Genomic DNA, 23,785 nt, shown 5'->3' with positions numbered 1-23,785 from the left:
TTGCATCGGCTAGAGCCGGGTGACGTCCAGCTCGCCGTCCGCGTACTGCTTGCGGATCACCTTCTTGTCGAACTTGCCGACGCTCGTCTTCGGCACCGCGGGCACCATCGCCCACCGCTCCGGCAGCTGCCACTTGGCGAGCCTCCCGGCAAGGAAAGCCTTCAGCGTCTCGTAGTCGGCGCTCGAGCCCTCCTTCAGCACCACTGTCGCCAGCGGCCGCTCACCCCACTTGTCGTCCGGGACGGCGACGACCGCGGCCTCCGCGACCTCCGGGTGTGCCATCAGCGCGTTCTCGAGTTCGACGCTCGAGATCCACTCGCCGCCGGACTTGATGACGTCCTTCGCACGGTCGGTCAGTGTCAGAAAGCCGTCCGGGCTTATGACGCCGACATCGCCGGTCCTCAGCCAGCCGTCCTCGCTGAACTTGTCCGCGGGCCTGAAGTCGTCACCGCCCGCGCCGCCGTAGTACGCGCCAGCGATCCAGGTCCCGCGCACCTCCAGCTCACCGGCCGACTCGCCGTCCCACGCCAGGAACTCGCCGCCGGGGCCGACCAGCCTGGCCTCGACGCCCGCCGGGAAACGGCCCTGGGTGATGCGGTAAGGCCACTCCTCCTCCGCGCTCAGACCCGCCGGCGGGTGGGCCATCGTGCCGAGCGGGGAGGTCTCCGTCATGCCCCAGGCGTGGCAGAGCCGCACACCGAGCTTGTCGTAGGCCTCCATCAGCGCCGGGGGACAGGCCGAGCCGCCGATGGTGACCTGCTTCATGGAGCTCAGGTCCCGGGGGTGGGCGGTGACTTCGGCCAGCAGGCCCTGCCAGATGGTGGGGACGGCCGCGGCGTGCGAGGGCTTCTCGCGCTCGATCATCTCGGCGAGCGGCGCGGGCTGCAGGAAGCGGTCGGGCATCAGCATGTTGATGCCGGTCATGAACGTGGCGTGCGGCAGGCCCCATGCGTTGACATGGAACTGCGGGACCACCACGAGCGTCGTGTCACGGTCGGTCAGCCCCATCGACTCGGTCATGTTGACCTGCATGGAGTGCAGATAGAGGGAGCGGTGGGAGTAGACGACGCCCTTGGGGTCGCCGGTGGTGCCCGAGGTGTAACACATGGCCGCCGCGGTGCGCTCGTCCAGCTCCGGCCAGTCGAAGGTGGTCGGGCGGCCGGCGATCAGCTCCTCGTACTCGTGCACCTGCGCCTGTGCGTCGGCGAGCAGGGCGCGGTCACCGGGGCCGGAGACGACAATGTGCTCGATCGTCGGCAGATCCGGCAGCAGCGGCGCGAGCAGCGGCAGCAGCGAGCCGTTGACGATGACGGCGCGGTCGGCGGCGTGGTTGACGATCCACACCAGCTGCTCCGCGGGCAGACGGAGATTGAGCGTGTGCAGTACGGCGCCCATGGAGGGAATCGCGAAGTACGCCTCGACGTGCTCGGCGTTGTTCCACATGAGCGTCGCGACGCGCTGGTCGCCGACGATTCCGAGTTCGTCACGCAGGGCATTGGCCAGTTGGGCCGCCCGCCCGCCGATCTCCGCGAAACTGCGGCGCTGCGGCTCGGCCTCCCCCGTCCAGGTGGTGACCTGTGACTTTCCATGGATCGTCATCCCATGCTGAAGGATGCGGGTCACAGTCAGCGGTACGTCCTGCATGGTGCTCAGCACGGCGTCCTCCCGGTGGGCGCTAGCGCTACGTGGCAGTTAAGGGTTGTGCAGATTCTGCTCACGTACCGCGCGGTATGTCACTACCCAGGGGTAATGAATCGCCACACAGGATCAGCTCACATCGGCGCGCCGACGCGGCGCGGGCCTGCCGTGTCGGCGCGGTGCCCCGGGGCCGACCGTGTCACCAGCGTGGCGGCAGGGCACCGGCGACAGCGTGGCGTCAGCGCACGGGCGACAGCTCCGGGTCCTCGCGGAGCTTGCCGAGCGCCCGGGACACCGCGCTCTTGACCGTGCCGACCGACACCCCGAGCACCTCGGCCGTCTGGGCCTCGCTGAGATCCTCGTAGTACCGCAGCACGACCATCGCGCGCTGTCGGTCCGGCAGCTTCATCACGGCACGCCACATCGCGTCGTGCAGCGCCTGCTGCTCGGCGGGATCGGGCGTGGGTACCGTCTCCGGCTCGGGCAGCTCGTCGCAGGCGAACTCGTCGACCTTGCGCTTGCGCCACTGCGAGGTGCGGGTGTTGAGCAGGGCACGGCGGACATAGCCGTCGAGCGCCCGGTGGTCCTCGATCCGCTCCCACGCGACATAGGTCTTGGTGAGCGCGGTCTGCAGCAGGTCCTCGGCATCGCTCGGGTTCGCGGTGAGCGAGCGGGCGGTACGCAGCAGTACGGGCCCCCGCGCCCGTACATACGACGAAAACGATGAGTAGGGCGCATACGACGGCACCGGCGCGGCGGCCTTCGAAGCGCTTGTGCAGACTGGCGTGGTCATAGGTCCACGCTAGGAGCGGGTACTACTGTCGCGGATCGGCCCCAGGTCCCGAAGCGTTGTCCGCCTCAGGTTGTACGGGTGGTGCTGCCCCCACCTCCTGAAGGTGGAGGAGACCCTCAGGGATCGGACACGGCTACGGGAGCATCCGCCATATTCCGGTCGCCTCAGCCGTCCGCGCCCAGGATCAATCCGGATGTGGGAACGCCGGTGCCTGCCGTGACCAGGGTCCTGGCCGCGCCCGGTATCTGGTTCACCGAGGTGCCGCGCAGCTGTCTGACCGCCTCCGCGATGCCGTTCATCCCGTGCAGATACGCCTCGCCGAGCTGACCGCCGTGTGTGTTCAGCGGCAGGGTGTCCGCGGCCACGAACTCCGCCGCCTCGCCCGGCTTGCAGAACCCGAACTCCTCCAGCTGCATCAGTACGAACGGGGTGAAGTGGTCGTAGATGATGCCCACGTCCATGTCGCGGGGGGCCAGCCCGGAGGTCTGCCAGAGCTGCCGGGCGACCACGCCCATCTCGGGCAGGCCGGTGAGGTCGTCGCGGTAGAAGCTGGTCATCTGCTCCTGAGCCCGGGCGGCGCCCTGCGCGGCGGCGACGATCACCGCGGGCGGCTGTGGCAGATCCCGCGCCCGCTCGGCGCTGGTGACGACGATCGCCTGGCCGCCGTCCGTCTCCTGGCAACAGTCGAGGAGACGCAGTGGTTCGACGATCCAGCGCGAGTCGGCATGGTCGGCGAGAGTGATCGGCTTCTCGTAGAAGTACGCGGCGGGGTTGTTCGCGGCATGGCGGCGGTCGGTGACGGCGACATGACCGAACGCCTCGGGCGCGAGCCCGTACGTGTGGAGATAGCGCTGGGCCGCCATGGCGACCCAGGAGGCCGGCGTGAGCAGCCCGAACGGCAGGTTCCAGCCGAGCGCCGCGCCCTCGGCGGACGGCTCCCGGTGCTGCACGCCGGAGCCGAAGCGGCGACCGGAACGCTCATTGAACGCCCGGTAGCAGACGACGACTTCGGCGACGCCCGCGGCGACAGCGAGTGCGGCCTGCTGCACGGTGGCGCACGCCGCGCCACCGCCGTAGTGGATACGGGAGAAGAAGGAGAGCTCGCCGATGCCGGCCGCCTGGGCGACGGTGATCTCGGGGCTGGTGTCCATGGTGAAGGTGACCAGGCCGTCGACATCGGCGGGGGAGAGGCCCGCGTCGTCGAGGGCGGCGTGCACCGCTTCGACGGCCAGCTTGAGCTCGCTGCGGCCCGAGTCCTTGGAGAACTCGGTCGCCCCGATGCCGGCGATGGCTGCCCGGCCGCCGAGCGCGTCCCGGCTGCGGATGCTCATGCGTCACCCTCCGGAAGGATCCCGGGCAGAGTCACGGTCACCGAGCCGGTGACGTGGTTGCCGATGCCGTTGGCCCCTATGACCCGCACATGGGCCGTGCAGCCGTCGACGGAGGTGACGGCTCCGCTCAACACCATGGTGTCTCCCGGGTAGTTGGGTGCCCCCAGCCGGATGGCGACCTTGCGGAGCACCGCATGCTCGCCGAAGCAGTCGGTGACGTACCGGCCGACCAGGCCGTTGGTGGTCAGGATGTTCATGAAGATGTCCGGGGAGCCCTTCTCCTTCGCGAGCTCCGTGTCGTGGTGCACATCCTGGTAGTCGCGGGAGGCGACGGCCCCGGCGACAATCAGGGTGCGGGTGATGGGGATGGTGAGCGGCGGGAGTTCGTCACCGGCTTTCACGCGATGGCTCCTTTGCGAGCAACTCGCCCAGTTCGGCGAGGAGTTGTGAACCGCATCCGAGATAGGCGTCCAACTGGCGCCCCCACAGGAAGTGCCGGTGGACGGGGTGATCGAGGTCGGCACCCGTCCCGCCGTGCAGATGCTGCCCGGCGTGGACGACGCGTTTGCCGGCCTCGGAGGCCCACCATGCGGCGGTCAGCGCCTCGGCGGCCGCGTCCAGGCCTTCGTCCTGCCGCCAGGCGGCTTCGTAGGCCGTGACCCGTATCGCCTCGGTGTCCATGTACGCGTCGGCAGCGCGCAGCAGCACACCCTGATTGGTGGAGAGGGCTCGCCCGAACTGCTCACGGGTCGAGGTGTACGCGACGGCCCGGGCGAGCGAGCCCGCGCACACTCCGGCCTGCAGCCCCGCGAAGGCGGTACGGCCCAGGGACAGTACGGACTCGTACGCGCCTGGCCCGCCGAGCCGCTCGCCCGCCGTCCCGGACAGGACGAGCCGCCCAGCAGCCCAGGGCGCGGTGGTCTCCACCTCCGTCACCTCCGCGTCGGCGGTCCGTACGAGCCACAGCGCCCGATTCGTGTCGGGGACCAGGACGTGGGTGGCGTCCCGCAGCCACGGCACGAACGGCAGCGAGCCACTCAACCGCCCGGGCGCAGCGGTCCGTACAGCACCGCCCGCCGGGAACGCCCCGGTCGCCACCGCCGCACCCTCCCGCAGAGCGGGCAGCATTCGGGCCCGCTGCCCGTCCGTGCCGTGCGCGGACACGGCCAGCACTCCGTACACACAGGTCGCCGCAAAGGGCACCTGCGCGGTGGTCCGCCCCTGCTCCTCCAACACCAGCACCAGCCCGAGCAGGCCTATGTCCTCGACGGCCCCGGGCAGCCCCGCCGCACACAACGCCTTCCACAACTCCGTGTCCGTCCCGGTTCCGGCGGCGGCCAGCCGCTCATGTGTGGAGAGATCGCCGAAAATCTGCGCCGCCAGCTCCTGCGCGGCGGACTGCTCCTCCGTGGGCGTGAAGTCCATCAGTCCGCACCCCCGTCCGAGGCCCGGAAGACCGGCAGCTCCAACTCCTGGTCCACCCGCAGGAATTCCAGCTGCACGGGCATTCCGACCCGCACCTTGTCGTACGGCACGCCGACCACATTGCTGACCATGCGGACACCTTCCGCGAGCTCGATCAGCCCAACCGCGTACGGCGGATCGAAGGCCGGGAACGGCGGATGGTGCATCACCACGTACGAGTAGACGGTCCCCGCGCCGCTCGCCTCGACCGTGTCCCACGCGGGCGACCCGCACGCACCGCATCCCGGCAGCCACGGGAAGCGCAGCGTCCCGCACCCCTCGCAGCGCTGGATCAGCAGCCGGTGCTCCGCCACCCCTTCCCAGAACCCGGCGTTGTCCCGGTTGATCACCGGCCGCGGCCGCTTGGCCGCCCCCTTCGGTTTCCGCCGGGCCGGCGCGTACTTGAGGATCCGGAACCGGTGCGTACCCGCCGGCTCTCCGTCCGCCCGGACGTCCATTCGCGTGGTGACGAAGTGGCCCGTGCCCAGCTTCGTCGTCTTGAGCTCCGAAACCGACTCGATCACCGCGTCGAACGTGATCCGGTCCCCCGGCCGCAGCGGCCGCAGATACTCCTGCTCACAGTCGGTCGCGACCACCGAGGTGTACCCCGCCCCGTCCAGCAGAGCGAACAGCTCGTCCTGCGCCGGGGACCGGTCCGTGTGCCCCGACAGACCGCCCATCGTCCACGCCTGCAGCATCGTCGGCGGCGCTGTGGCGTCCGGCCCGGTGTACGCGGGGTTGGCGTCCCCCATCGCCTCGCACCAGTGCCTGATCATCGGCTCATTGACCAGGTCCTTGCCCACGCCCGAGACGGTGGCCGGCCGCCCCTCGTACGCCTTCAGCCGTGCGTACAACTCATCAGTCACCCTTTCCGCTCCGGTCACCTCTTCCCCCTCTTCATGCCGAGCCGCATCGTCGCGACGATCTCCCGCTGCACCTCGCTCACCCCGCCCCCGAAGGTGTTGATCTGCGCCGCTCTGTTCATCCGCTCCAGCTCCCCGTTCCCCAGCGAACCGACGTCGAGCGAGCCCGGCGAACCGGCCCGGATCAGCCCCGCCTCCCCCGTGATTTCCTGGCACATTCGATACACCTCCACGGCGGATTCGGTTCCCGCGAATTTCACGCCGCTCGCATCGCCGGGTGCCAGCCGGCCCGCCCCCACATCCCCCACCAAACGCCAGTTGAGCAGGCGTGTTGCCGACAGCCTGGCGTGCACCTCGGCCGCCCGGAATTGCACCCATGACTCGTCAATCCGGCGCTCACCCGTCACTGGATCAGGTGTACGCGCGCGCTGCAGTGCCGCCTCGTAGAAGTCCTCGGCCTGCATCCCGATCGCCGCCAGCGCCACCCGCTCATGGTTGAGCTGGTTGGTGATCAGTCCCCAGCCGCCGTTCTCCTCGCCGACCAGATTCGCGGCGGGCACCCGTATCCCGTCGTAGTACGTCGACGTCGTGGTCAGGCCGCCCACCGTCTCGATCGGCGTCCAGGCGAAACCCGGTGCGTCGGTCGGCACCAGGATGATCGAGATGCCCTTGTGTTTGGGTGCCTGAGGGTCCGTACGGCATGCGAGCCAGATCCAGTCCGCGTTCTGGCCGTTGCTGGTGAAGATCTTCTGTCCGTCGACGACCCAGGAATCGGCGTCAGCGGTGCGCTCCCGCACGGCGCGCGTCCGCAGCGAGGCGAGGTCGGTCCCGGCCTCCGGCTCGCTGTAGCCGATCGCGAAGACGAGGTCGCCGCTGAGGATGCGCGGCAGGAAGAACGACTTCTGCTCGGCGGTGCCGTACTTCATCAGGGTCGGTCCGACGGTGTTCAGGGTCACCATGGAGACGGGCGCGCCGGCTCGGTACGCCTCGTCGAAGAAGACGAACTGCTCGTCGGGACCGCGCCCCCGACCTCCGTACTCGACGGGCCAGCCGAGCCCGAGCATGCCGTCCGCGCCGATCCGCCGCAGCAGTCGGCGCTGCTCCGCTCCGTCATCGGCGGGCGGCGGTCCGTCCGGCATCACATCGCGGAAGTACGAACGAAGTTCGGTGCGCAGCTGCTGCTGCCGCTCCGTCGGGGCGAGGTGCACGGCGGCCGCCTCCCGGGCGTACGGATCAGGATTTCTGACTGTCCGTCAGATCTGCGTCCGCTGTCAAGGTCACCGCCATGAAGACCCACCACCCCACCCGCACAACCGCCTGCGCGACGGCACCGAAGTACCGTCGCGCAGGCAGTGGTTCACCCCTTGGTCAAACCCCCCATCGGGCCGGCCGTCACCAGAGATTCGTGAAGTTCACCACGGCGTTGGACTGGTCGATGTCCGTGAAGCCGAAGCCGTTCACGCTCGCGGTGTTGCTCTGGTTGGACGCGCCTGCACCGCTCGCCACCTGCTGAGTGGTGGTCGAGTTGCCGTAGTTGTCTCCACCGACCCCGCTGCCGATGATCGAGGCCACGGTCGCATTCGATCCGTCGTCCGCGAAGGCGCCGTTGTCGGCCTGGGCAATGCCCGAGAACAGGGCTGCCGTGAGGGGCAGAGCGGCGACAGCGGCGAGGACGCGTGCGGTACGGATGCTTGCCATGTCATTTCCTCCAGGAACCAGAACTGCAGAAGTACGGCTAGTTCCAAGGCAGTTGGCCTACCGCCCCGGATCGTGGTCACGACGTCGCGAGATCAGAATTGCCCACCGAATCCCAGGCGAACCACCTCGGAGGCCCCAATTCCCCCTCAAGCGTGATGACATGTCGATAAACCCCCTTCGGCCCACAGAACCCCACCCCGGGGCGGAACGGACCCGGAACAGACCCGGAACGGACCCGAGCCCGACCCGAGCCGCACCCAGGAGCGACCCGGAGGGGGGCCCGGTAGGGACCCGGTACGGACCGCCGGGCCCGGTCGCCGCAAGAGATGAACCGTTCCGGCAGGTTTTCGGGCAATCTCTCCCCCTTCCCTTCTTCGAACACTCGTACGAACATAGAGGTATGGCCACCACCGACCGGCAGTCCGTCACCCTGGCCCTCGCCCACGCTCTTTCCGCCGCCGAGCGCGGGCTCCCCGTCATACCCCTGTCCCCCACCAAGCTCCCTGCCCTGCGCTCTCCCCACCGTGGCGACCCCGAGCCGGTCCTGTGCCGCGGCGAATGCGGCCTCCCGGGCCATGGCGTCCACGACGCGACCACCGACCCCGCGGGCGTACGCGCCCTCTTCGCCGCCGCTCCCTGGGCCACCGGCTACGGCATCGCCTGCGGCCGGCCCCCGCACCATCTGATCGGCATCGACCTCGACACCAGGTCCGCCACCTCGTCGACCGACTCCGTGTCCGCGCTCCAGCACCTGGCCCTGCGGCATCTGTTCACGATCCCGGAGACGGTCACGGTCCTCACCCCCAGCGGCGGCCGCCACCTCTGGCTGACCGGACCGCCCGACGTCGTCGTCCCGAACTCCGCGAGCCGGCTCGCCCCCGGCATCGACGTCCGCGGCGCAGGCGGCTACCTCGTGGGCCCCGGCTCGGTCTCCGCCCACGGCGCGTACCGCCTCGCTCCCGGTACCGCCGAGCTGGCACCCGCGCCCTGCCCCCGCGCACTCCTCCGCCTTGTCGCACCTCCCGCACACCCCCACCACCCCACCCGCACCGCACCGTCCCGACCACCCCCGGGCCACGGTCAGGGCCAAGGCCTGGTCCAGTTCGTGCTCGCGGCGCACGAGGGCCAGCGCAACACTCGGCTGTTCTGGGCGGCTTGCCGCGCGTACGAGAACGGCTTCGGCGAGGAGCTCGCGGACGCCCTCACCGATGCGGCGGTCCACGCGGGCCTGACCGAACGCGAAGCCCGGGCGACGATCGCCTCGGCAGACCGACTGACCTCGGGGCGCCGCCACTGACCGGGCGCCCCTGCGCGGCCACCCGGACCGGCCCCGGCCCCTGCGTGCCCTGCTCCTGCACTGGCCCACCCGCCCGGACGGGCCCACCCTGGATATACAGCGGGGGCACGATCCCGCCCGCAGGTGACTCACGGAGACCCGCCATGAGCATTCACAAGGTCGGAAGGGACATCACCGTACTCAGCGATTGCCTGGAGGTGCCCGGGATCGGCTTCCTCCCGGTCAACGCCTTTGTCCTGCACGCCGCCCAGCCCGTCGTCGTCGACACCGGCCTCGGGCTCCCCGACCGGAACTTCGTCGAGACGCTCAGCTCGGCCCTCGACCCCGCCGACGTACGGTGGATCTGGCTCACCCACCCCGATCGCGACCACACCGGCGGACTGTTCGATCTGCTCGCCGCCGCTCCGCACGCGCGCGTGGTGACCACGTTCATCGGCGCCGGGCTCATGTCCACCGAGCGGCCGCTGCCGCTGGACCGTATCTGCCTGGTCAACCCCGGCCAGACCCTGGACGCCGGCGACCGCGCCCTCATGGCCTTCCGGCCACCGCTGTTCGACAACCCCGCCACCGTCGGCTTCTACGACGAGCGATCGGCGGCCTGCTTCAGCTCCGACTGCTTCGGCGCGCCCATGCCCAGCGCCGAACTCGCCCTCACCGACAACGTCGGCGCCTTCCCCGCCGGCCAGCTGCGCGACGCGCAACTGCTGTGGGCCACGGTCGACAGTCCCTGGGTCCACACCGTCGACATCGGTAAGTACCTCGCCACCGTCCAGCCACTGCGGATCATGGACCCCGAGGTCGTCCTCTGTACCCACCTGCCGCCCGCGGTCGGCCTGGCCCCACAGATGACCGACACGCTCGCCGAGGCGCCTGACGCGAATCCGTTCATCGGGCCGGATCAGCTGGCACTCGAGAAGATGCTCGCCGGCTTCGAGCCAGGTGGCGGCAGCTAGCGGCGCGTGCACAGAGAGCGGCGGCAGCTAACGGCGCGTGCACAGAGAGCGGCGGCCGGCGGTGCGTGCACGGACGGGGTGCCCGGAAGCTCTCCTGGCGGGGCGATACCGGTGGCGTGCACAGCGCGCCCGCAGCCGCGCTGCGGCCTTTTGCCGCCCCCTGTGCGGTCGGGTGCGAAGAGGTCCGTCGGCCCGGCTGCGGGTTGTCCGTGAGTGCGCTGTGAGGGTGATCACGCGGGGCAAGTCCTTCTGGTGTGCAACCTTCTGATGAACCGACAGGTCACGTACGTATACGCGTACGGCCATACCGCGCAAACCCCGTCGCGGCGGCCACTTCGGCTCCAAAGAGAAGGTCTCAATGAAACTTCACCGTGCTCTGGCGACCGCAGCTGTCACGGCTGTCATCGGCCCCGTGGCGCTGCTCGCGGCCCCTGCCGCGTACGCGACGGGGGAGGCGCCTGCGCCCGGCGGCATCCCCTCCGCGTCCGCTTCCACCACGCCGGCGCCCGAGCCGTCCTACACCGGTGGCGTAGTCGGCAACGGGGAGCAGCCGACCGGCAAGGCGACCGCCTCCGGACCGGCCGAGCCGACCGCTTCGGTGTCGGCGAAGCCCAGCGACAAGCCGTCCCCTTCGTACACCCGCCCCACCTTCTGCTCCGGCATCCCCGACGAGGAACGCGGCAAGACGGGGCTGCGCGGCTTCCCGAGCAAGATCGTCTCCGGGTCGGGCTGGCACGAGTTCACCTATCGCGTGGTCAACGTATCCAAGATCACGGTGATGGAGACCGACGTCTCTCTCTACCTTGGCACCGCCGATCCGAAGATCAAAGACGTCTCCGAGCTGTTCGTCACTGTCCAGTGGTACAACCCGGCGACCGGCAAGTGGAAGCCCATCGAGGGAGAGGGCGCCAAGTTCCGCGACAATGACGAGTTCGCCACCGTGAAGCGCCTCAAGCCGGGCGAGTACGCGGATGCCAGGATGCGCATCAAGATCGGCGAGAAGGCCAAGTCGGGAACTGGCTATTTCTTCACCATCGGCCACTCGTTCGGCGAGGACGGCCAATGCGGCTTCGACGAGATCAGCCAGTTCGACTTCACGGTCCTCTCCGTCGGCAGCAAGCCCGGCACGATCGAGGACGCCAAGGCCGAGCCGGGCAAGCCGCGCAAGGTCGAGCACAAGGCCGCGCCGCAGGGCGGCCTCGACGAGCTCCAGGTCAGTGGCAGGCTCGCCGAGACCGGTTCGTCCAACGTGCTGCCGACCCTCGCCTCCATCGGTGGCGCCGCGGTCGTCGCGGGTGCCGGTACCGTTTTCGTCGTGCGTCGTCGTAGGGCCGGTTCCGTCGCGTAAGCAGGCGATCGGCATCGGCTCGTGAGAAACGGGGCCGCACCCCGGCTGGGACACCGTCGGCGCAGGGCCTCAGCGCTTCGCCGTCTGCTGGACGTGAGCAGCCGTGGCCGGCCACACCCGACCATTCGCGTCTTGCTCTCAGGATGCCGGTGCTGATTCGCGGGGGGCCGCGCCCACTGATGGCCCCTCCGTGCCAGGGGGAAGGGCGGGCCTTTTGAGGCTCGGATCGTGGCCGCAGCTTGGCGCCATACGCGCTGGTCGACAGCGGGATACCCCCGAACCAGGGTGAGACAACGCAGGAGGGGTGTCTCTCACTGAGAGACACCCCTCCCGACCAGCTCTTACGCTGACCTGCTGCGGTGGGTGTGGGATTTGAACCCACGGTGACATCGCTGCCACGACGGTTTTCAAGACCGTTCCCTTAGGCCGCTCGGGCAACCCACCCGCGCCCCAGCCACCTGCGGCGGAGCGGGCTACAGACTACCGGCCCCGCGTCACGTGTCGCAGCATCGTTCCTCGGTCGGGCCTTGGGACGAGCAACTGGAGCGGGCTGGAGCGGGCAGCAGTGCGGGCAACCGGTGCCGGCGGGCCGACGTCAGCTGTCGCCGTTGCGTTCTCCTAGGACGAGGTCCGCCGTCTTCTCCTTGCCGTCGCGCTGGAACGTGAGCGTCACCTTGTCGCCCGGCTTGTGGTTCCAGATCTCGCTGATCAGGGTCGGGCCACTGTCGATCGGCTTGCCGTTGAACTTGGTGATGATGTCGCCCGGCTTGAAACCGGCCTTCGCGGCCGGACCGTTCGGGGACACCGCCGCGGTGCCGCCCGCGCCCTGGGTGGCGATCTTGGCGCCCGAGTTCTTGTCCGTCATGTCGACCGTGGCGCCGATCACCGGGTACACCGGCTTGCCCGTCCTGATCAGCTGCTCGGCGACGTTCTTCGCCTGGTTGATCGGGATGGCGAAGCCGAGGCCGATCGAGCCGGCCTGCGTCTGGCCGAGGCCGCTTCCCGCCGACTGGATCGCGGAGTTGATGCCGATCACCGCGCCGCCCGCGTCCAGCAGCGGGCCGCCGGAGTTGCCCGGGTTGATCGAGGCGTCGGTCTGCAGCGCGCTCATGTACGAGTTCTTGCCGCTGGAGCCGTCGCCCGAGGCGACAGGCCGGTTCTTCGCGCTGATGATGCCGGTGGTGACGGTGTTCGACAGGCCGAAGGGCGCTCCGATCGCGATGGTCGAGTCGCCGACCGCGACCTTCTCGGAGTCCCCGAGGGCCAGCGGGGCCAGCCCGGAGGGGGCGTTCTTCAGCTTCAGTACGGCGACGTCGTAACCCTGGGCCCGGCCGACCACCTCGGCGTCGTACTTCTTGCCGTTGGAGAAGATCGCGGACAGCGTGCCGCCGTCGGCCGCGGTTGCCACCACATGGTTGTTGGTGAGGATGTGGCCTTCCTTGTCGTAGACGAAGCCGGTCCCCGTACCGCCTTCGCCCTGGCCACTCTCACCCGTACCGCCGCCGCCCGCCTTCGCCTCGATCGTGACCACGCTGGGCAGCGCCTTGCCCGCGACGGCGGCGACCGTGCCGGGCTCCCGCTTGAAGTCCCTGGGTGCCTCGCCCGCGGAGACCGTGGTCGAGCCGGTCGTGTCGTCGTTGCGCTCGGCGGCCCAGTTGCCGATGCCGCCGCCGACACCGCCCGCGACGAGTGCGGCGAGGAGCACCGCGGCGATCAGCCCGCCGGAACGTTTGCGCGGCTGCTCCGGCACCTGAGCCGGCGCTCCCCAGACGGGACCACCGCTGCCGCCCCCGTAGGAGGGGAGGGCCGGCGGGGGCGGCGGCCATGCGGCTCCCGGTTGCTGCGCACCGGCAGGCACACCTCCATGCGCCCCCGCCGACGCGGCAGCGGGTACGGGCCCGGGCAGCGGCGCGGTGGCAGGCTCGGGCTGGGGGGACTGCCCGAGTTGCTCTGCCGCTGCCCGCTCATGAGCCTCACCGTGTGAGGCGTGCGCGTCGTGTGTCCCGTGTGTCTCGGTTCCCGGAGCGGACGCATGCGTGCCATCGGGAGCGGCGGCCGGCACAGGAGGTACGGACGGGGCGGCCGGAACCGCAGTGCCCTCGTTGCCCTCGTTCTCAGTGCTCACAGCTCTTTTCTCCTCAGGTTCCACGTCAGTCTTCAGGTTCCACGTCAGTCTTCGGCTTGCATTCCGCTGTGCAAGTGTCTGCCGTCAGCTTTTCCCAGAGCGCGTCAGGCCACTGTAAGCAGGACCTGTGCGTATGCCCGCAATCCTTTACGTCCGACAAAAGGGACGCATCTTCAGGCACACCTGACGCGCTCGTCGGCCGTCGGAGGCGCCGGCCCACCGGACGGCTCGCCACTGGCTGTCACCGGCTCCCCGCACACGCGCCTACCCCGCCACGGTGACACCATGACGCGGTGACCCAAGCACGACAGCACAACATCCAGGTCGTCGCCCACCGAGGCGCCTCCGAAGACGCCCCCGAGCACACCCTGGCCGCGTACAAGAAGGCGATCGAGGACGGCGCCGATGCCCTCGAGTGCGATGTACGCCTCACCGCCGACGGCCATCTCGTCTGCGTCCACGACCGCCGCGTCAACCGCACCTCCAACGGCCGCGGCGCCGTCTCCGCCCTGGAGCTCGCGGATCTCGCCGCCCTCGACTTCGGAACGTGGAAGGGCCACGAGGACGCCACGGAGAGTCCCGACTGGGGAGACCCCTCGCTCACCTCCGTACTCACCCTCGAGCGACTGCTCGAGCTGGTGGCCGATTCCGGCCGCCGTATCGAGCTGGCCATCGAGACCAAACACCCGACCCGCTGGGCGGGCCAGGTGGAGGAACGGCTGCTCCAGCTGCTCGGGCGGTTCGGCCTGGCGGACCCCGCGACGGTCGGCGACTCGCCCGTACGGATCATGAGCTTCTCGGCCCGCTCCCTGCACCGGGTCGCGGCGGCCGCGCCGAACATCCCCACCGTCTATCTGATGCAGTTCGTGTCCCCGCGGCTGCGCGACGGACGGCTGCCCGCCGGCGCGCGCATCGCCGGGCCCGGTATCCGGATCGTCCGCAGCCATCCCGGCTATATCGCCCGGCTGCACCGGGCGGGCCATCGTGTCCACGTCTGGACGGTCAACGAGCCGGAGGACGTCGAGCTCTGCGCCCGCCTGGGCGTGGAGGCAATCATCACCAATCGCCCCAAACAGGTGCTGACCCAGTTGGGTCGCCTGTAACCCCGATTACAGGGAGTGCACCGGCGCGTTCGGTCCGTATTCGATCGTTACGAGTGCGTCACTGGCCCCGCCATGGCCGGTTTCCGGTCCAGTCCATTGGGGCATTCACACCGTGGCGTGGGGCAAAGGAGGTCTCGGGGGTGGCGTTGGTGGTGGCACAGGAGGTGCCCACGTCGTCGAGCATGGCCGTACCCCATGGTCCTGCGGGCGTGGGTGAGGCACGACACCGAATGCGTGAGCAGTTGAGCCGCAGCGGGGTGTCGGAGACGGTCCTCGACGATGCAGTACTGATCCTTTCCGAACTGCTCAGCAATGCCTGCCGGCATGGCCGGCCGCTGGGGCACGCGGAGGTGGGCGACGGCGATGTCCGCGCCGCCTGGCGCATGGACAGAGCAGGCCGGCTGACGGTCGAAGTGACGGATGGAGGCGGTCCGACCCGACCGGTTCCGGCCACGCCTTCGGTCACCGCCCGCGGCGGCCGTGGGCTCAACATCATCAGCGCGCTGGCCCAGGACTGGGGTGTCCGCGACAGCGCGACCGGTGAGGTCACCGTGTGGGTGATTGTCACCGAAGGTCATCGGCGCGAGGATTTCGCTACGCGCGTCGCAGGCCCCAGCTTCGACTTCGGGGGGGCGTACGACGATCTCGACTGAACCGGGACCAACCGCTGTGGGGCGCTGCACCCCCCGGAAGGCGACGGACGGCTAGGCTCGCGCCCGAGACAAGCACCACCGCAGTCGGGAGAGAGCCACACCATGGCCAAGAAGCGCCCCCAGACCAAGGCCGCCAGGCCCCAGGTGACCAACGGCGAGGTTCCGGCCGTCGGGGCCCGTGAGCCCTGCCCATGCGGATCGGGCCGCCGCTACAAGGCCTGTCACGGCCGGGCCGCCGCGCACGCCGTAACCGAGCTGGTCCAGCGCCCCTTCGGCGATCTGGTCGGCGAGTGCGACTGGGTGGCCCTGCGGGAGCTGGTGCCCGCCGCGACCGTCGCGCTGACCCTCAAGGGCGGACTGCCCGAGGGCGTGCCGTCGGTGACCCTCGCGACCGTACTGCCGATGGCGTGGCCGGCACTGCGCCGCGACGACGGCTCCGTACTGCTCGGCCTGCAGAACGACACCTCGTCCGGCGACCTCAGCCGCCATCTCGCCGACACCCTGCAGCGGGCGCTGGCCGCCGATCCCGGCACCCCGGTCGCCGCGCAGCGCGTGCCTGCCGAGGGGCCGCGACTGCAGGATCTCCTCGACGAGAGCGCCGCCTTCGAGCCGACCGTCCACTCCGGCTTCGAGTTCTGGATCCCGGGCTCGGCGGAGAGCGCGTCCCCCGAGGTGGCCGCATCCCTGGAGCGCGCCAACGCCGCGGCGATCCCGACCGTGAAGCTCTCCAGTGTGGACGCCGCGTACTGGTGCGAGACCCCGGAGAAGAACCACCTCCGCTGGGTCATGCCGCACCCCGAGGAGCAGCTCCTCGACGCGCTCGCCCGGCTGCACGCCGCCGGTACGTCCTCACTCGGCGATGGCACCCGGCTGGTCGGCTCCTTCCGCGCACACGGGCTGATGGTCCCGGTCTGGGACCTGCCGAGCGGGATGGGGGCCGAGGAGTGCGAGAAGCCCGCGGCGGAGTTCGCGGAGCGGCTCGCGAAGGCTCTGGAGACGGACGCTCCGCTGACCGCGGAGGAGCGCCGGTCGCGCGGCGGGCTCACCAACCGCCAAGTCACCCTGAGCTGAGAGTGACGGTTTCTGTCGACCGATAGGTGACTCCAGTCACAACTCGCCCTACGAGCCGGTAAATCCCTGTCCGAATACCCGAGATCGAATTTGCGAACTGCCGATCTCTTGTTACGGTTCTAGAAGCCCGGTCGCTGGTGCATCCCCCGTCGCCAGCGACCGGGCGCTTCCATTTCTGCGGAGCGGTTCGTTCCGTCAACGGCTCGCAGGGGCGCCAGAGTTACTCCCCCGGACCACAGCGGCAAGCGCTCTTCTCCCGCACCGTCCGCAGTTGCGAACTCCGCCACCACCGAATAGCCCTCGGCAGGGTCGCGAGAGGGCTCACGAGGCGTCTCGCAGACGTCCGGGCGTCATTCGCCCCGACCGCCCAGTTGTTCTGCTGAGTGCGCCGGCCGGGGCCCATCGGAGTGAGTACGGAACCCAATTCCTGGCCCGTCGCATTGCGGTAGTAAGTACGTACTCAGGTGCCGCGCCCCTCGGCCGGCACGCAGGTCTGCGCCTCGCCCCCGTCCGGAGAGGCGAGTTCCGGCCCACATCGCGCGGCCGTCCGAGGCAGTGGCCCCGGTCACACCAGAGACCTGGACGGTGGGCACCAACGCCGGCTCGTGCGCTGTTTTCGGCCCTGTTCACGGACGGGGCCGGCGGCAGGCAGCGCGGTGAACACCACGGCGGCGGCAGGCTCGATCGTGCGGAGATTCATGGGATCACCGCGCCGATTGCGCGGAAATTCCTCACGCTGGGCCGAAAATGCCGACGGAATTGGGCGCCGGGTAGCCGCGCGCCCAATTCCGGTACAACTCGGTCCAGCGCTTACCCGTACGAGTGACAGAGCTGGACCGTGAGCACTCGAGCCCTCGATCGAGCTCAGTAGGCGAGCCGACTACCGCCGTCCGGTGCGCTGGTGCTCGCCTCGACCAGCGCGTCCACCACCGCCTCCACATCCGGCAGCCAGGGAGCCGCGGATCCCGGCAGCGGCGCGCGCTCCCAGCGCACCTGCCCCGTTCCCGTCTCCGAGGGCGGCAGCACCAGATAGCCGCCCTCGCCGTGGAAGCGCAGCGAACTGGGCACACAGTCCTTGACGAAGAGCAGTTCGCCGAGCTGTTCCAGGGTGTACGGAGCCACCAGCAGCGACCAGCGGGTCGGCGTCGCGACAACTGGTCCCAGCCGTATGCCCATCCGGTCGAGCGCCGAGAGCGCGAGCGCCCCGGCGACGGCCGGCAGGCTCACCGCGCACGGCGCAAGGCCGCCCGTGGCCAGCACGATCGGGGCGGTGGGCCGGTTGGTCCACCACCAGCGCACCATCCGCTCGTCGGTCGTCGCGGCCAGGATTGCGGGGTCGAAGGGGTGCGCGCCGGGTACGACGCACTCGGAGTCGGGGCAGGCGCAGCCGCGCCCGCGGTCACCGCGAATACCGGCCGCTTTCAGTCCCACACCAGGGAGTACGGGCCATTGCCACTCGGCGGCGCAGGTGAGCGCCGCTTCAAGCTGTACAGGCCCCCTCTTGCGCCGGAACCGGAGCCTGCGTCGCCTTCCGAGGATCTCGCGCATGAGCGCTCGTTCCTTTCCGTTGAACGCCGAGGTCCACATCACACCATGTGTGCAGCTCTTCACTGTGCGTATAATTCGGCGCATCACCGCCCCTTGCCGGTGGCATGGGCGACCCCCCGCTTCGCCTGCGACAGGATCGCCGCCCGGGGGCCGAACGTGGGCTGTAGTCCATTAAACGCGTGGCGAGGGGTGGCGTGCGCCTGGCGCTTGTAGTCCCGCTGTAACTTTTCCCCGCCACTCGGGGATGAGGCGCGGCCTACGGGCTTTAGGACGCCCGGTCCCGCCGCCAGGTTCCGGGGCGGTCCCAACTGCCCCTGGCCATCACCGTTTACGTACCCATCACGCTTGGAATGACGCTCTGCCGAACGACCTCAGTCGACCCCAGTAGACCGCCATCGGGTGCATTTTTCAGCCAAGTTAACGGTCTCGTAGACACCACCAATCCCACTGGTGCAATGCTGGACATCCCCTTACTTGTGCGTGTACATGTGGATGCATTGATAGCGGCGCAGAATGACATGGGGGTTTGCGATGCTATTGAGCGAAACGCACCAGTCGGAAAGCCGGCTGCCATGAGCGCCCCTCACCTGCCGAAAGTGGCTGGAATCGATTCAGCGGTTCCCGCGCCCACGCACACTGCCCCGCCGCTGCCCGCGGTCCCGGCGGCACCGGCCCCTCCCGGAGCGGTGATTCAGGACCGGCTGGCCGGATGGGTCTCCGATCTGACCACGCTCCACGAACTGACCGAGCGCCTGGCCAGGACCGGTTCGCTCGACGACGCCCTCCATGAACTGCTGCGCGCCGGGGCCGCCCTGGTCGGCGCCCCCCGCGGCATGATCGTCCTCGAACCGTCGCACGTCACCTCACGGGCCGAATGCTTCGAGTCGGACAGCGGCCCCGCCCTCACCAAGGGCCTCGGGCTCACGCATGCCGAGCTCGGCCATATCGAGACAGTGCCGCGCGGCGCCACCGCATGCGGCCGGATCCTGGACGGCAGACTCCCGGACGGGCAACCAGGGCCCACCGGGCCGCCGGAGGCCGTCGCCAACGCCGACCTCCTCGGCGACGAGACGCTCGACCCCCGATACCGCGAGGTCGCCGTCCGCCTCGGGTATGCCGCCAGCTACACCGTGCCGCTCGCCTCCCGGGCGGCCGGGACACTCGGCGCGGCCGTCTGGATGTACGACGAGCCGGCCGCCCCGGTGGAGCGCCAGTGCCATCTCGTCGGCCTCTACATGCGATACGCCACCGAGCATCTGGACCGTCTCCTCGAGCTGGAGCACGCCCGCGCCACAGTGGCGACCGTGGCCGAGGAACTGCTGCCCAGCCGACTGCCCCGGGTGCCCGGCGTCCAGCTCGCCGCCCGGCACCGCACAGGACCGCACGGCGGCGGCGACTGGTACGACGCGCTGCCGCTGCCCGAGGGCGCGCTGGGGCTCGCCGTCGGATCGGTCAGCGGCTCGGGGCCGAGCGCGCTGGCGGCGATGGGACGGCTGCGCGCCTCCCTGCGCGCGTACGCCGTGATGGAGGGCGAGGATCCCGTCGCCGTGCTCTCCGATCTGGAACTGCTGCTGCGGCTGACCGAACCCGCGCGCACCGCCACCGCGCTCTTCGCCTACGCCGAACCGGCCCGGGGAAAGATCGTGCTGGCCGGGGCCGGGCACACCCCGCCGCTGATGGTCGGCGAGCGGCGCACCGAGTTCGTCGAGACATCCCTGTCGGCGCCGCTGGGAATGCTCGCCTGCTGGGAGGCGCCGAGCGTGGAGCTCGCGCCCGAGCCTGGAGAAACGGTGCTGCTGTATACGGACGGACTGCTGCGGCATACCGGAGACCCCATGGACCGGGCCTTCGCGCGGCTGCACGCAGCGGCCGTGAGCGTGCCCAAGGCCGCCCGCGACGATCCGGCGGCGATCGCCGATCACGTGCTGCGCACGGTGCTGCCCAAGGGGCTCGACGAGGCCCAGACCGGTGAGGACGTGGTACTGCTCGCCGCCCGTTTTGACTGATTTCCCACACGTTTTCCACAGGGCTCAGGGCCGTCTTCCCGTCGCACATACGATGGAAGGCGGTCCAGAGTCGTATCGAGGAGGCAGACGTGGCCGAGGAGCTCACCCCGGCGGAATCCGATCTTGCTGCTGACGCAGCAGGCCCGGAAGAAGAAGAGCAGCCGATCAAGCAGCGCAAGAACGGCCTGTACCCGGGCGTGTCCGACGAGCTCGCGGAGAACATGACGACCGGCTGGGCCGATACCGAGCTGCGCGATCTGGAGCCCATCGCGCAGGCCTCGCACACGGCCGCCCGCCGTGCCGCGCTCTCGGCGCGCTTCCCCGGCGAGCGCCTGGTGATCCCCGCGGGCAATCTGAAGACCCGCTCCAATGACACGGAGTACGCCTTCCGCGCCTCCACTGAGTACGCCTACCTCACCGGCGACCAGTCCGAGGACGGCGTCCTGGTGCTCGAGCCGACCGCCGACGGGCACCGGGCGACCATCTGTCTGCTGCCCCGCTCCAACCGCGAGAACGGCGAGTTCTGGCTGTCCGGCCAGGGCGAGCTCTGGGTCGGCCGCCGCCACTCCCTCAGCGAGGCCGAGCAGCTGCTGGGCATCCCCGCCAAGGATGTGCGCGAGCTGCCCGAGCAGCTGCGCCAGGCGACCGGCGCGGTCCGCGCCGTACGCGGGCACGACGCCGGCATCGAGGCGGCGCTGACCGACAAGGTCACCGCGGAGCGCGACGAGGAGCTGCGCGTCTATCTCTCCGAGGCGCGTGCCGTGAAGGACGAGTTCGAGATCGGCGAGCTGCAGAAGGCGTGCGACTCCACCGCGCGCGGATTCGAGGACGTCGTCAAGGTCCTGGACAAAGCCGAGGCGACCAGCGAGCGCTACATCGAGGGCACCTTCTTCCTGCGCGCCCGCGTCGAGGGCAACGACATCGGTTACGGGTCGATCTGCGCGGCGGGCCCGCACGCCACCACCCTGCACTGGGTGCGCAACGACGGCCCGGTCCGCTCCGGCGAGCTGCTGCTGCTGGACGCCGGCGTGGAGACCCACACCCTCTACACCGCCGACATCACGCGCACCCTGCCGATCAACGGCCGCTTCAACGAGCTGCAGCGCAAGATCTACGACGCCGTGTACGAGTCCCAGGAGGCGGGCATCGCGGCGGTGAAGCCGGGCGCCAAGTACCGCGACTTCCACGACGCCTCGCAGCGCGTGCTCGCCGAGAAGCTCGTCGAGTGGGGCCTGGTCGAGGGCCCGGTGGAGCGTGTCCTCGAACTGGGTCTGCAGCGCCGCTGGACGCTGCACGGCACCGGCCACATGCTCGGCATGGACGTCCACGACTGCGCCGCCGCGCGCACCGAGGCATACGTCGACGGGACGCTGGAGCCCGGCATGTGCCTCACGGTGGAGCCCGGTCTCTACTTCCAGGCGGACGATCTGACGGTGCCGGAGGAGTACCGCGGCATCGGCGTCCGGATCGAGGACGACATCCTGGTCACCGAGGACGGCAACCGGAACCTGTCGGCGGCGCTGCCGCGGCAGGCCGACGAGGTCGAGGCCTGGATGGCCTCGCTCAAGGGCTGACCGGACAGGGCTGACCGGACGACGGATACGGCGGAGGGCGCGCGGCTCAGGACACCTTGAGCAGCGCGTCCTCCCGCCACTTCAGGATCTTGTCGAAGCTGACCACCGCGCCCCGGCCCGGCCGGTTGCGGAAGTGGACATGGTCGGCGAGCTGCTCGATCAGACAGAGACCGCGGCCGCTCTCCGCGGTCGGCGAGGCCGGCGTCATGGCGTACGCGCACTGCCCGCCGTGCCGCATCGGAAAGCCCGGACCCGAATCGGCCACTTCGATACGGCACGTCTCGCCGTCCAGATATGCGGTCACCCGGTACGCCGCCGAGGCTTCGCCGGACCCCCGGTCACCGCCGTGCTCCACGGCATTCGCGCAGGCCTCGCTCAGCGCGACCGAGAGATCGTACGAAATATCAGGATCAACCCCCGCGGTCTCCATCGTGCCGAGCAGCAGCCGACGGGCGAGCGGAACGCTCGCAGCTTCGCGCCTCAAGTGGAGAGACCACCAGATGCTCATGCTCCAGCCTCCTGGCTGCGCCTCGACATACCGATACGTATTGCCGCAAGACGCGGTCCGTAAGCACACAGTTGACGTGATTCCGCTCATTCGGCGGATGCGCCCCCCGAGCGCGCCGGTGTATGTCGGAAAAGGGATCTTCCGGACCTGCCGTGTGGGCCGTCCCACCGCAGTGCGATGATGGCCCGGCCATGTCGTCCATCCCCGTTGCACGCGCCGGAGCCGGTCTACGGCTGCTGAGGGCCGCGGTGTTCACCGCGGTCTGTGTTGTGCTGTCCGCGACGGGACATGCCTTGGCCGCTTGTGCGGCCGTCCCCTGGTGGACGCTGGCGTTCGGCTTCCTCGCGGTGTTCGCGCTGGTCGCGCCGTTCGCCGGACGGGCGCGCTCACTGCCGTCCATCGCCGTCGCGCTGACCGTCGGACAGCTCGCTCTGCACACTCTGCTCGGCCTCGGGCAGCAGCATCAGCTGCAGCTGGCGCCGACGGCCGACGACGCGCTGATCAGGATGGCCGCGAAGCTGGTGTGCGGCGCGGGCGCCTCGTCCCTGAGCCACACCGACGCGCAGCGGATCGTCACCAACGCGGGCATCGCTCCGGCGGGGCACAGCGCCCATGTTCATATGGCGCAGACCGCCGCCGCATCGCCCGAGCTGCTGCCGACCCTCCCCATGATCCTGGGGCATCTGCTGGCCGCGCTCGCCACCGGCTGGCTGCTGCGGCGCGGGGATCTGGCGCTGCTCCGGCTGATCAGGCTCTCCGCCGACTCGGCGCATGAGGTGGCTCAGGCGGCGTGGCTGCGTTCGCTGCGTGCCGCGCTCGTTCTCGTACGGGCGCTGCGTGCCGGTCTCCCGGGGGCGCCCGCGGTGGATCCGCGCGCTCCCCGGCCGTCCTCCGGTCCGCCTCCGCCACCGGCCGGTGAGGCGCTTCAACACACGGTGATCAGGCGCGGGCCTCCCGCCCGCCTCGCTCTCGCAGCCTGACGCGGCCCACTCGACGGGAGTGGTGTCGCGGTGCCCGCGCACCCGTATGCGCCGGCACTCACTCGCCTCTCCTGATCCGGAGTGTCTTCTGCCATGAACGTTTCCCGTATCGCGCTCGCGACCGGCGTCGCCGCCTCCTCCGTACTGCTGCTTTCCGGCACCGCCTTCGCGCACGTCAGCGTGCAGCCGCAGGGCGAGGCCGCCAAGGGCGGCTACGCGACGGTCAACTTCAAGGTCCCCAACGAGCGCGACAACGCCTCGACCGTGAAGCTCGAGGTCAACATCCCCACCGAGCACCCGCTGTCGTCCGTGATGCCGCAGCCTGTGCCCGGCTGGAAGGTCGAGGTCACCAAGTCCAAGCTGGCCAAGCCGCTCCAGGTGCACGGCAAGCAGATCACCGAGGCGGTCTCCAAGGTCACCTGGACGGCGGACGGCTCCAAGATCGGGCCCGGCCAGTTCCAGCAGTTCCCGCTCTCTCTCGGCAAGCTTCCCGAGGACGCCGACCAGTTGGTGTTCAAGGCCCTCCAGACGTACGACAACAAGGAAGTCGTGCGCTGGATCGAGGAGGCGAAGGAGGGCGCCGCGGAGCCCGAGTCGCCCGCGCCCGTCCTGAAGCTGTCGGCCGCCACCGGGGACGAGCACGGCGGCGGCGCGAAGGACGCGTCCGCGAAGGACGGCAAGAACGCCGGTCATGACGAGGACACGAAGTCCGAGGAGGCCTCGGACGGCAGCAGCGACACCACGGCCCGCATCCTGGGCATCGTCGGCATTCTCGTCGGTGTCGCGGGTGTTGCCTTCGGCGTCCTGGCCGGACGCCGCCGCACGTCCTGAT

At 70.0% G+C, this 23,785-nt stretch carries 21 protein-coding genes and 1 tRNA gene; 10 read left to right on the top strand and 12 right to left on the bottom strand.

The window, feature by feature from the left end:
* Positions 1-9 precede the first annotated feature (9 nt).
* The 8 genes from ACFWDI_RS15515 to ACFWDI_RS15480 form a co-directional block, all read right to left on the bottom strand.
* Positions 10-1,656 (bottom strand): long-chain fatty acid--CoA ligase, encoded by a 1,647-nt coding sequence (locus ACFWDI_RS15515; protein ID WP_385304263.1) that lies wholly within the window; start codon positions 1,654-1,656, stop codon positions 10-12.
* Between the two features lie 220 nt (positions 1,657-1,876).
* Entirely contained in the window at positions 1,877-2,431 is a 555-nt protein-coding gene (locus tag ACFWDI_RS15510; protein ID WP_327324663.1) for a SigE family RNA polymerase sigma factor, read from the bottom strand.
* A gap of 164 nt (positions 2,432-2,595) precedes the next feature.
* Positions 2,596-3,762, bottom strand: coding sequence for a lipid-transfer protein (locus ACFWDI_RS15505; protein ID WP_385304261.1), 1,167 nt, complete (start codon positions 3,760-3,762; stop codon positions 2,596-2,598).
* On the bottom strand, positions 3,759-4,163 hold the full coding sequence (locus ACFWDI_RS15500; RefSeq protein WP_385304259.1) for a MaoC family dehydratase: 405 nt from the start codon (positions 4,161-4,163) through the stop codon (positions 3,759-3,761). Before ACFWDI_RS15500 ends, ACFWDI_RS15505 begins: the two co-directional genes overlap by 4 nt.
* Positions 4,150-5,187: an acyl-CoA dehydrogenase family protein gene (locus ACFWDI_RS15495; protein ID WP_385304257.1), complete on the bottom strand. Its 1,038-nt coding sequence runs from the start codon at positions 5,185-5,187 to the stop codon at positions 4,150-4,152. Before ACFWDI_RS15495 ends, ACFWDI_RS15500 begins: the two co-directional genes overlap by 14 nt.
* A complete protein-coding gene (locus ACFWDI_RS15490) occupies positions 5,187-6,110 on the bottom strand; it encodes a bifunctional MaoC family dehydratase N-terminal/OB-fold nucleic acid binding domain-containing protein (RefSeq protein WP_385304254.1) in 924 nt (307 codons plus the stop codon). The genes ACFWDI_RS15495 and ACFWDI_RS15490 overlap by 1 nt, the downstream gene beginning before the upstream one ends.
* Positions 6,107-7,297 carry an acyl-CoA dehydrogenase family protein gene (locus tag ACFWDI_RS15485; protein ID WP_385304252.1) on the bottom strand — a complete coding sequence of 397 codons (1,191 nt, stop codon included), beginning with the start codon at positions 7,295-7,297 and terminating at the stop codon, positions 6,107-6,109. The genes ACFWDI_RS15490 and ACFWDI_RS15485 overlap by 4 nt, the downstream gene beginning before the upstream one ends.
* 184 nt (positions 7,298-7,481) lie before the next feature.
* Positions 7,482-7,787 (bottom strand): hypothetical protein, encoded by a 306-nt coding sequence (locus ACFWDI_RS15480; protein WP_327324669.1) that lies wholly within the window; start codon positions 7,785-7,787, stop codon positions 7,482-7,484.
* A 400-nt stretch (positions 7,788-8,187) separates the two neighbouring features.
* Here ACFWDI_RS15480 and ACFWDI_RS15475 point away from each other — a divergent pair, with 400 nt between their 5' ends.
* The 3 genes from ACFWDI_RS15475 (at position 8,188) to ACFWDI_RS15465 (ending at position 11,385) form a co-directional block, all read left to right on the top strand.
* Positions 8,188-9,084, top strand: a complete 897-nt coding sequence (locus tag ACFWDI_RS15475) for a bifunctional DNA primase/polymerase (RefSeq protein WP_385304248.1) — start codon at positions 8,188-8,190, stop codon at positions 9,082-9,084.
* Between the two features lie 143 nt (positions 9,085-9,227).
* Positions 9,228-10,037 carry an MBL fold metallo-hydrolase gene (locus ACFWDI_RS15470; protein ID WP_385304246.1) on the top strand — a complete coding sequence of 270 codons (810 nt, stop codon included), beginning with the start codon at positions 9,228-9,230 and terminating at the stop codon, positions 10,035-10,037.
* A 358-nt stretch (positions 10,038-10,395) separates the two neighbouring features.
* Positions 10,396-11,385, top strand: coding sequence for an LAETG motif-containing sortase-dependent surface protein (locus ACFWDI_RS15465; RefSeq protein ID WP_385304243.1), 990 nt, complete (start codon positions 10,396-10,398; stop codon positions 11,383-11,385).
* Between the two features lie 357 nt (positions 11,386-11,742).
* On the opposite strand, the gene ACFWDI_RS15460 is transcribed toward ACFWDI_RS15465, so the two are convergent.
* Together ACFWDI_RS15460 and ACFWDI_RS15455 are read right to left on the bottom strand one after the other, a co-directional pair.
* Positions 11,743-11,829 (bottom strand) — tRNA-Ser (locus ACFWDI_RS15460).
* Positions 11,830-11,980: 151 nt separating this feature from the next.
* Positions 11,981-13,510, bottom strand: coding sequence for a S1C family serine protease (locus tag ACFWDI_RS15455; RefSeq protein ID WP_385304239.1), 1,530 nt, complete (start codon positions 13,508-13,510; stop codon positions 11,981-11,983).
* 293 nt (positions 13,511-13,803) lie between these two features.
* On the opposite strand from ACFWDI_RS15455, the gene ACFWDI_RS15450 reads away from it, so the two are divergent.
* From ACFWDI_RS15450 to ACFWDI_RS15440, 3 genes are all read left to right on the top strand, one after another.
* A complete protein-coding gene (locus ACFWDI_RS15450; protein WP_385304236.1) occupies positions 13,804-14,613 on the top strand; it encodes a glycerophosphodiester phosphodiesterase in 810 nt (269 codons plus the stop codon).
* Positions 14,614-14,666: 53 nt separating this feature from the next.
* The gene (locus tag ACFWDI_RS15445) at positions 14,667-15,266 is read left to right on the top strand and encodes an ATP-binding protein (RefSeq protein WP_327324690.1); all 600 of its coding nucleotides are present in this window, start codon (positions 14,667-14,669) and stop codon (positions 15,264-15,266) included.
* 102 nt (positions 15,267-15,368) lie between these two features.
* Positions 15,369-16,337 (top strand): DUF5926 family protein, encoded by a 969-nt coding sequence (locus ACFWDI_RS15440; protein ID WP_385304234.1) that lies wholly within the window; start codon positions 15,369-15,371, stop codon positions 16,335-16,337.
* An 864-nt stretch (positions 16,338-17,201) separates the two neighbouring features.
* Here ACFWDI_RS15440 and ACFWDI_RS15435 read toward each other — a convergent pair.
* On the bottom strand, positions 17,202-17,885 hold the full coding sequence (locus tag ACFWDI_RS15435; RefSeq protein ID WP_327324692.1) for a bifunctional DNA primase/polymerase: 684 nt from the start codon (positions 17,883-17,885) through the stop codon (positions 17,202-17,204).
* Positions 17,886-18,340: 455 nt separating this feature from the next.
* Here ACFWDI_RS15435 and ACFWDI_RS15430 point away from each other — a divergent pair, with 455 nt between their 5' ends.
* A complete protein-coding gene (locus tag ACFWDI_RS15430) occupies positions 18,341-19,891 on the top strand; it encodes a PP2C family protein-serine/threonine phosphatase (RefSeq protein ID WP_385304230.1) in 1,551 nt (516 codons plus the stop codon).
* An 89-nt stretch (positions 19,892-19,980) separates the two neighbouring features.
* A complete protein-coding gene (locus ACFWDI_RS15425; protein WP_327324694.1) occupies positions 19,981-21,465 on the top strand; it encodes an aminopeptidase P family protein in 1,485 nt (494 codons plus the stop codon).
* Positions 21,466-21,511: 46 nt separating this feature from the next.
* Here ACFWDI_RS15425 and ACFWDI_RS15420 read toward each other — a convergent pair whose 3' ends face one another.
* Positions 21,512-21,973, bottom strand: a complete 462-nt coding sequence (locus tag ACFWDI_RS15420; RefSeq protein WP_385304228.1) for an ATP-binding protein — start codon at positions 21,971-21,973, stop codon at positions 21,512-21,514.
* Positions 21,974-22,164: 191 nt separating this feature from the next.
* Between ACFWDI_RS15420 and ACFWDI_RS15415 the strand changes: the two genes are divergently transcribed.
* Positions 22,165-22,953, top strand: coding sequence for a hypothetical protein (locus ACFWDI_RS15415; RefSeq protein WP_385304226.1), 789 nt, complete (start codon positions 22,165-22,167; stop codon positions 22,951-22,953).
* Between the two features lie 93 nt (positions 22,954-23,046).
* Positions 23,047-23,784 carry a YcnI family protein gene (locus ACFWDI_RS15410; RefSeq protein WP_385304224.1) on the top strand — a complete coding sequence of 246 codons (738 nt, stop codon included), beginning with the start codon at positions 23,047-23,049 and terminating at the stop codon, positions 23,782-23,784.
* The last annotated feature ends 1 nt before the right edge of the window (position 23,785 follow it).

The organism is Streptomyces sp. NPDC060064 (genome assembly GCF_042736455.1).
GTDB lineage: Bacteria > Actinomycetota > Actinomycetes > Streptomycetales > Streptomycetaceae > Streptomyces.
This window is presented reverse-complemented; position numbering and strand designations above follow the sequence as displayed.